We start from the raw sequence: 6,247 nt of genomic DNA, 5'->3' as shown, positions 1-6,247 counted from the left end.
CGACCCGTTACGCCAAAAACAGTGCATCGTTTCTTGCCGCAGTCCAAATCCGCTGCCTTGCTCTTTGGTTGAGTATTTCATGACGACGCCATCTAGGCTGTCAGGTATTTTATGGAGCACCTAGGAATGAGTAGTAAGAAGTATGGTGTCCTATTGGTAAATCTTGGAACGCCAGATGCGCCAACACCAGCAGCAGTAAGACGTTATCTGGCGAAGTTTCTGAGTGATAGAAGAGTCGTTGATATCCCACCATTGATTTGGAAACCTATACTGTACGGCCTTATTCTTCCTTTTCGTTCTTCTCGTGTTGCCAAACTTTACCAAGAAATTTGGACGGAAGAGGGATCTCCTCTACTGGTTTATAGTCGCCGTCAGCAAAAGTTATTGGATAAAAAATTAGCAGGTATCCCTGTTGTTTTGGGTATGACTTATGGTTCGTTTTCTTTGTCCCAGGCCATTGATAATTTGTTGCAACAAGGCATTGATAATTTGATTATATTGCCACTTTATCCCCAATATTCCAGTACTACTTCTGCGGCGGTATTTGATAGTGTCAGTAAAATATTGCAGGGGTATCACACGTTCCCTAATCTGCATTTCATCCGTAGTTATGCCACGGAACCTACTTATATTGCAGCATTAAAAGAAAGCATTGAACAGAGTTTTGAAAAACATGGTCGGCCGGATCGTCTGCTCCTTTCCTACCATGGGATCCCTGAACGCCTGGCCGCGATGGGGGATATTTATCCGCAGGATTGCGAAGCAACGACCAAATTGTTGATTGAAGCATTGGACTATCCGGCTGATAGAATTATGATGACATATCAATCTCGTTTTGGTCGCTTACCATGGCTATCACCTTATACAGATAAAACAATGGCATCTTTGCCAGATCAGGGTGTGGAGCATATTCAAGTAGTATGCCCAGGATTTTCAGCGGATTGTTTGGAAACATTGGAAGAAATCAAGCAACAGAATAAAACTATCTTTTTGAGTGCGGGTGGGAAAAAGTTTGAATATATTCCCGCACTTAATGATAATGAAGCGCACATTTTGCTGCTCGAAAAGTTGATAAATACTATTATTAAATAATTTTCAACTAATTGTTATGCAGTTTTGCCTGACAAAGCGAGTGGAAAATGTCAATAATTATATGATTTTTAAGGATATTATTTTTAAATCAATGATGATTGCAAGCGAAAAAAAGCTGGCATATCAATGAAAAACAAAATTATTTGGATTGGACATATAGATAATGAGTGATAAACCTATTAAGCATCCCGATTTTGATGCGGGACATTCAGACTATCATCATCTGGCGCAGGAAGATGAAATTGATTTGTTTGAATTATTCTCCGTAATTTTCCAATCAAAATATTTGATCATTGCGGTATCTTTTATTTTTGCAGTTATTGGCTTCGGAGTTGCATCATCTTTGCCACAAAAATGGACCAGTACAGCCGCTGTAGTTAAACCGAATCTGGAAGAGCTTCGGCTATTGAAAAATGCGTTAACGGGTTTGCACGTTCTAAATCTTGAACCGAAAGTGAATGAAAAAATGTTGTATGACCGTTTTATTGAGAACTTTAATTCACATGTATTGAGTGAAGAATATTTGATCAATACTGATTATTTCAAGGAATTGCTTGCTAAAAGTGATAATCATTCTGAACAGGAAAAAAGAAGACTTATCAAGCAAATTGTCAATAAAAGTATCAATTCTTCTTCGCCTAAGAAAGATGATGAATTTAAGGAAACCAGGCTTTCTTTCAGTGCCGGTACAGCGCAAGACGCTTACAATTTGTTGAGTGGTTATATTAAATTTGTCTCTTCAATTGTTCGTGATCAAGTGAAAGATGAGTTGAATGATATGGTTCATCAAAAACTGGCTTATTCGCAGAAAATGTATGAACTTGATTTATCACGTATCATTAATATGCGTAGTGTAAATATTGAACGATTGAAGTATGCGATTTCCATTGCTAACTCTGCCGGTATCAAAAAGCCAGCATCGAGTGACGGGGGGATGATCAAGGATGATCCGGATTATTCGATTATGCTAGGTACGGATGCATTGCAACGTAAGTTGCAGATTACTGAAGAAATTACTAATCCAACTAAAATTGATGCAGATTTACTTAACCGTCAGTTATATATCAAAAGTCTGGAGAAAGTGAATATTGATAAGGTTGATTTCGAACCTTTCAAATATACGCAGAAACCTTATGAACCAACGTCAAAAGACTCACCCAAGCGTTTGTTGATTCTGATAGGTGCTGGCTTTATCGGATTTATTATGTCTATCATGTTTGTTCTGCTGCGCCATATGGTGAATAGCCGCCGGAAACAAGAAGCTTAATGTTATTAATGGTGATTTCTTGCCATAACTAATGCTTTTGACAGCCAATGTTAAGATAACATTGGCTATCTTTATTTATACCACTCTGTTTTTTGCTTTGCCTCCAGTATTGTGACACATTATATTGTGCTAAAATATTGCATATTTTGGCTCTGTAGCAGCAATTAATTATGAAATTCCCTGGTAAACGTAAATCTAAACACTATTTTCCTGTCAGTTTAAGAGATCCTCTCCTTCAACCCATTAAAGAGATGATGGACACTGAAAATAACCGAGCTTACATCGTCGGTATTGACCAAACACTAGTAGATATTGAAGCTAAAGTTGATGAGAGTTTTATTCAACGTTATAACTTGAGCCAGGGACATTCATTAGTTATTGAAGATGATGTAGCTGAGGCGCTTTACAAAGAACTCACAGATAATAAGTTGATCAGCCATGAATTTGCAGGAGGAACTATTGGTAATACTTTGCATAATTATTCCGTTCTGGCTGATGACAAATCCGTATTGCTTGGTGCAATGTGCAATAATATCCAAATAGGGAGTTATGCCTATTGTTATCTGTGTAATACTTCCAGCCGTATGGATTTGAATCATCTTCAAGGAGTTAACGGCCCAATTGGTCGTTGTTTTATGTTAGTGGCGGAAAATGGTGAAAGAACATTTGCTATTAGCCCTGGTTTAATGAATCTGCTCCATCCAGAGAATATCCCAGAACATATTATTGCGGAAGCGTCAGCATTAGTGATTACGGCGTATTTGGTGCGTTGCAAGCCTGGTGAACCCATGCCGGAAGCGACGATGAAAGCCATCGAATATGCAAAGAAATATAATGTGCCTGTTGTACTGACATTAGGTACAAAATACGTTATTGCTGATGATCCTCAGTGGTGGCGTGACTTTCTGGCTGAAAATGTTTCTGTTGTGGCAATGAATGAAGATGAAGCTCAGGAACTGACCGGCTTCAGCGATCCCCTGCTGGCAGCAGATATGGTTCTTAATTGGGTTGATTTAGTGTTGTGTACAGCCGGGCCTGCTGGATTATACATGGCAGGTTATACAGAAGAAGAATATAAGCGACAGACATTGCATCCTCTGCTACCTGGTGCAATTGCGGAATTTAATCGTTATGAATTCAGCCGAGCGATGCGTAAGGTTGATTGCCAGAATCCAGTGCGAGTCTACTCCCACATTGAACCTTATATGGGAGGTCCTGAAAAAATCATGAATACTAATGGTGCAGGAGACGGAGCATTATCTGCATTGCTGCATGATATAACTGCCAACAGTTATCATCGTATGAATGTGCCGAACTCCAGCAAACATACTCGTTCTTATTTAACTTACTCCTCATTAGCTCAGGTATGTAAGTATGCGAATAGAGTAAGTTATCAGGTATTAAGTCAACATTCTCCACGTTTAACCCGAGGATTACCGGAGAAAGAAGATAGTTTGGAAGAGTCTTACTGGGAACGTTGATATCGGTACATTGTATCAACATACATTGTATCAACATACATTGTATCAACATACATTGTATCAACATAAAATCTTAATCTTTCATTGGAATATCCCCAGATACGGGGATATTCCTTGCGTAATAAATTATGCTGTTGAAGATGGAGCGATCGGGGAAACTAATTGTGGGGGATCTATCGGGCAACTGGCTTCATAATTTTCAGGAATTGCATCAGCCATCGCTCTTGCTATCTCATGTTCACCAATAACGATCTGATTAGTGCCACGTTCTATAATATAAGTGACTTCATCGTCGTAATGGGCACGTGCAATGATATTGATATCAGGCCGTATTTCTCTGGCATTAGCGACAATTTCACCTGCTTCATAACCATTAGGGATTGTCAGAAATAACGTACAGGCACAGTCGAGCCGCGCCAGAGCCATAGTATCTTTATTGGCTGCATTACCCATCACTGTACTGATCCCCATTTCTCCCAGTTCTTCAAATCGGGCGCGTGTATCTTCAATCACGACGACTGGAAAGTTTCTATCTTGTAAACGTTGGCACAGCAGGTGCCCCACCCGACCATAACCGACTACGATAGCATGACCGCAGATATTCACAGGGATCTGAGTTTCTTCTTCCAGTGTTTCCTCGAGTAACTGCTCTTCAATAGTTTCTGTCTTTTCCAAATAGCGATCCAGCAAACTAAATAGGATAGGATTCAACATAATGGAAATCATGGCTCCGGCCAGTACAAGGTTACGGGCTTCTCCATCAAGCAATCCTAGCGCAACGCCAAGTCCGGCCAGAATAAAAGCGAACTCACCGATTTGAGCAAGGCTCACAGAGATAGTTAAGGCTGTGCGCCGTGAATGACCAAACATTCTGACCAGCACCATAGCTGCCAGTGATTTGCCAATAATAATGATGACAAGGGTTCCTAAAATAGCCAGAGGTTGTTGGAACAGAACCATTGGATCAAACAGCATGCCGACAGAGACGAAGAAAAGCACTGCGAAGGCGTCACGTAGTGGTAAGGTATCTTGTGCTGCCCGATGGCTTAGTTCTGACTCATTCAGTACCATACCAGCGAAAAATGCCCCGAGAGCGAATGAAGCATCAAACAGTGTTACTGCACCATAAGCAACACCCAGTGCAATTGCCAGTACGGCCAGTGTAAAAAGTTCTCGCGAACCTGTGCTGGCGGTTTTTGCCAATATCCAGGGGATTAATCTCCGACCGACGAAAATCATCAATAAAATAAAGGCAATCACTTTGCCGACTGTGATGGACAACCCAAGCAATAGCTGACCAATATTCGCATTCTTGCTCTCCAGAATACCGGCTGCTGCGGGGAGTAATACCAACGCCAGAACCATTGCCAGATCTTCGACAATCAACCAACCAATGGCTATTTGTCCTCTTTGACTATCAATGAGCTGCCGTTCTTCTAATGCCCTGAGTAATACCACCGTACTGGCGGTGGATAGACAAAGGCCAAAAACAATGCCACTGAATAGTCCCCAACCGAGCAGTGCTGATAATCCTGCGCCTAATAAAGTTGCTACAGCAATCTGAGCGATGGCACCTGGTATGGCGATTGATTTGACAGCTAACAGATCTTTAAGTGAAAAATGCAGACCGACACCAAACATCAGTAGAATCACGCCAATTTCTGAAAGTTCTGGAGCCAGAGAGGTATCGGCAACAAAACCGGGTGTAAAAGGCCCCGCAAGTACACCTGCGACAAGGTATCCTACTAGAGGCGAAATTTTAAGACGTTGTGCAAGCATGCCAAGTAGATAGGCGAGAACAAAACCGCCAACAATGGTCGTGATAAGAGGTGTCGAATGCTCCATCAAGGCTCCTTCTGGGGTAGAGAGTTAATAAATTATATAGTTAAATCATGTAATAATATTTTTTATAATTATTTCAAGATGAACTTGATAAAAAACATACTGAATGGTGAAAACAAGAATGATCTATATAAATGCTATTTTAATGTAAGTTTATGTAGATCTTGTCATTATTTACGCTTGTTTACAAAGGGGAATGACATAGGGATCATAATATCTATCTATTTATTTTATTGAATATTTTAAGTTTTCTTTTCTATATTTGGCAGGAATAGTGTAGAAATTCCAAGAAGTGGTAGGAAAGCACAAATTTTATAAACTAATTCGATACTAGTTTTATCTACAACATAGCCGAGTACCGCGGCACCAATGCCCTGCTTTGTTCACTCATATTTATTCGCTTACCAATGTGACTTGTGGGGAGATGGCTAGTATTAAATAGTTGTTTAATTCTCATACCTTAGATAATGTCGTCATAAATTATTTTGTGCGATAATAAGATTTGCATTCCATAAACAGAGTGAACTAACCATGAGCACGCCTGCATACCGCCGCCACGATATTT

General features: G+C 40.2%; 4 protein-coding genes and 2 pseudogenes. 4 read left to right on the top strand and 2 right to left on the bottom strand.

The annotated features are described in order from the left end of the window. From BM329_RS14590 to BM329_RS13785, 4 genes and pseudogenes are all read left to right on the top strand, one after another. A pseudogene (locus BM329_RS14590) lies at positions 1 to 83 on the top strand (IS5/IS1182 family transposase); the annotation flags it as partial. A gap of 43 nt (positions 84 to 126) precedes the next feature. Next, positions 127 to 1,092, top strand: a complete 966-nt coding sequence (gene hemH / locus BM329_RS13795; RefSeq protein ID WP_092554320.1) for a ferrochelatase — start codon at positions 127 to 129, stop codon at positions 1,090 to 1,092. 163 nt (positions 1,093 to 1,255) lie between these two features. Next, positions 1,256 to 2,359 carry an LPS O-antigen length regulator Wzz(fepE) gene (gene wzz(fepE), locus BM329_RS13790; RefSeq protein ID WP_092554317.1) on the top strand — a complete coding sequence of 368 codons (1,104 nt, stop codon included), beginning with the start codon at positions 1,256 to 1,258 and terminating at the stop codon, positions 2,357 to 2,359. Positions 2,360 to 2,529: 170 nt separating this feature from the next. Then, positions 2,530 to 3,840 (top strand): inosine/guanosine kinase, encoded by a 1,311-nt coding sequence (locus BM329_RS13785; protein WP_092554314.1) that lies wholly within the window; start codon positions 2,530 to 2,532, stop codon positions 3,838 to 3,840. A 126-nt stretch (positions 3,841 to 3,966) separates the two neighbouring features. Here BM329_RS13785 and ybaL read toward each other — a convergent pair whose 3' ends face one another. Both ybaL and BM329_RS14585 read right to left on the bottom strand, forming a co-directional pair. Then, positions 3,967 to 5,685: a YbaL family putative K(+) efflux transporter gene (gene ybaL, locus BM329_RS13780; protein WP_092554311.1), complete on the bottom strand. Its 1,719-nt coding sequence runs from the start codon at positions 5,683 to 5,685 to the stop codon at positions 3,967 to 3,969. Positions 5,686 to 5,924: 239 nt separating this feature from the next. Continuing rightward, positions 5,925 to 6,056 (bottom strand): annotated as a pseudogene (locus BM329_RS14585) (MFS transporter); the annotation flags it as partial. Between the last annotated feature and the right edge of the window lie 191 nt (positions 6,057 to 6,247).

The sequence above is a fragment of the Xenorhabdus koppenhoeferi genome, assembly GCF_900116635.1.
Classification (GTDB): Bacteria; Pseudomonadota; Gammaproteobacteria; order Enterobacterales; family Enterobacteriaceae; genus Xenorhabdus; species Xenorhabdus koppenhoeferi.
The sequence above is the reverse complement of the archived record's forward strand: the minus strand, read 5'-3'. Positions and strand labels throughout refer to the sequence as shown.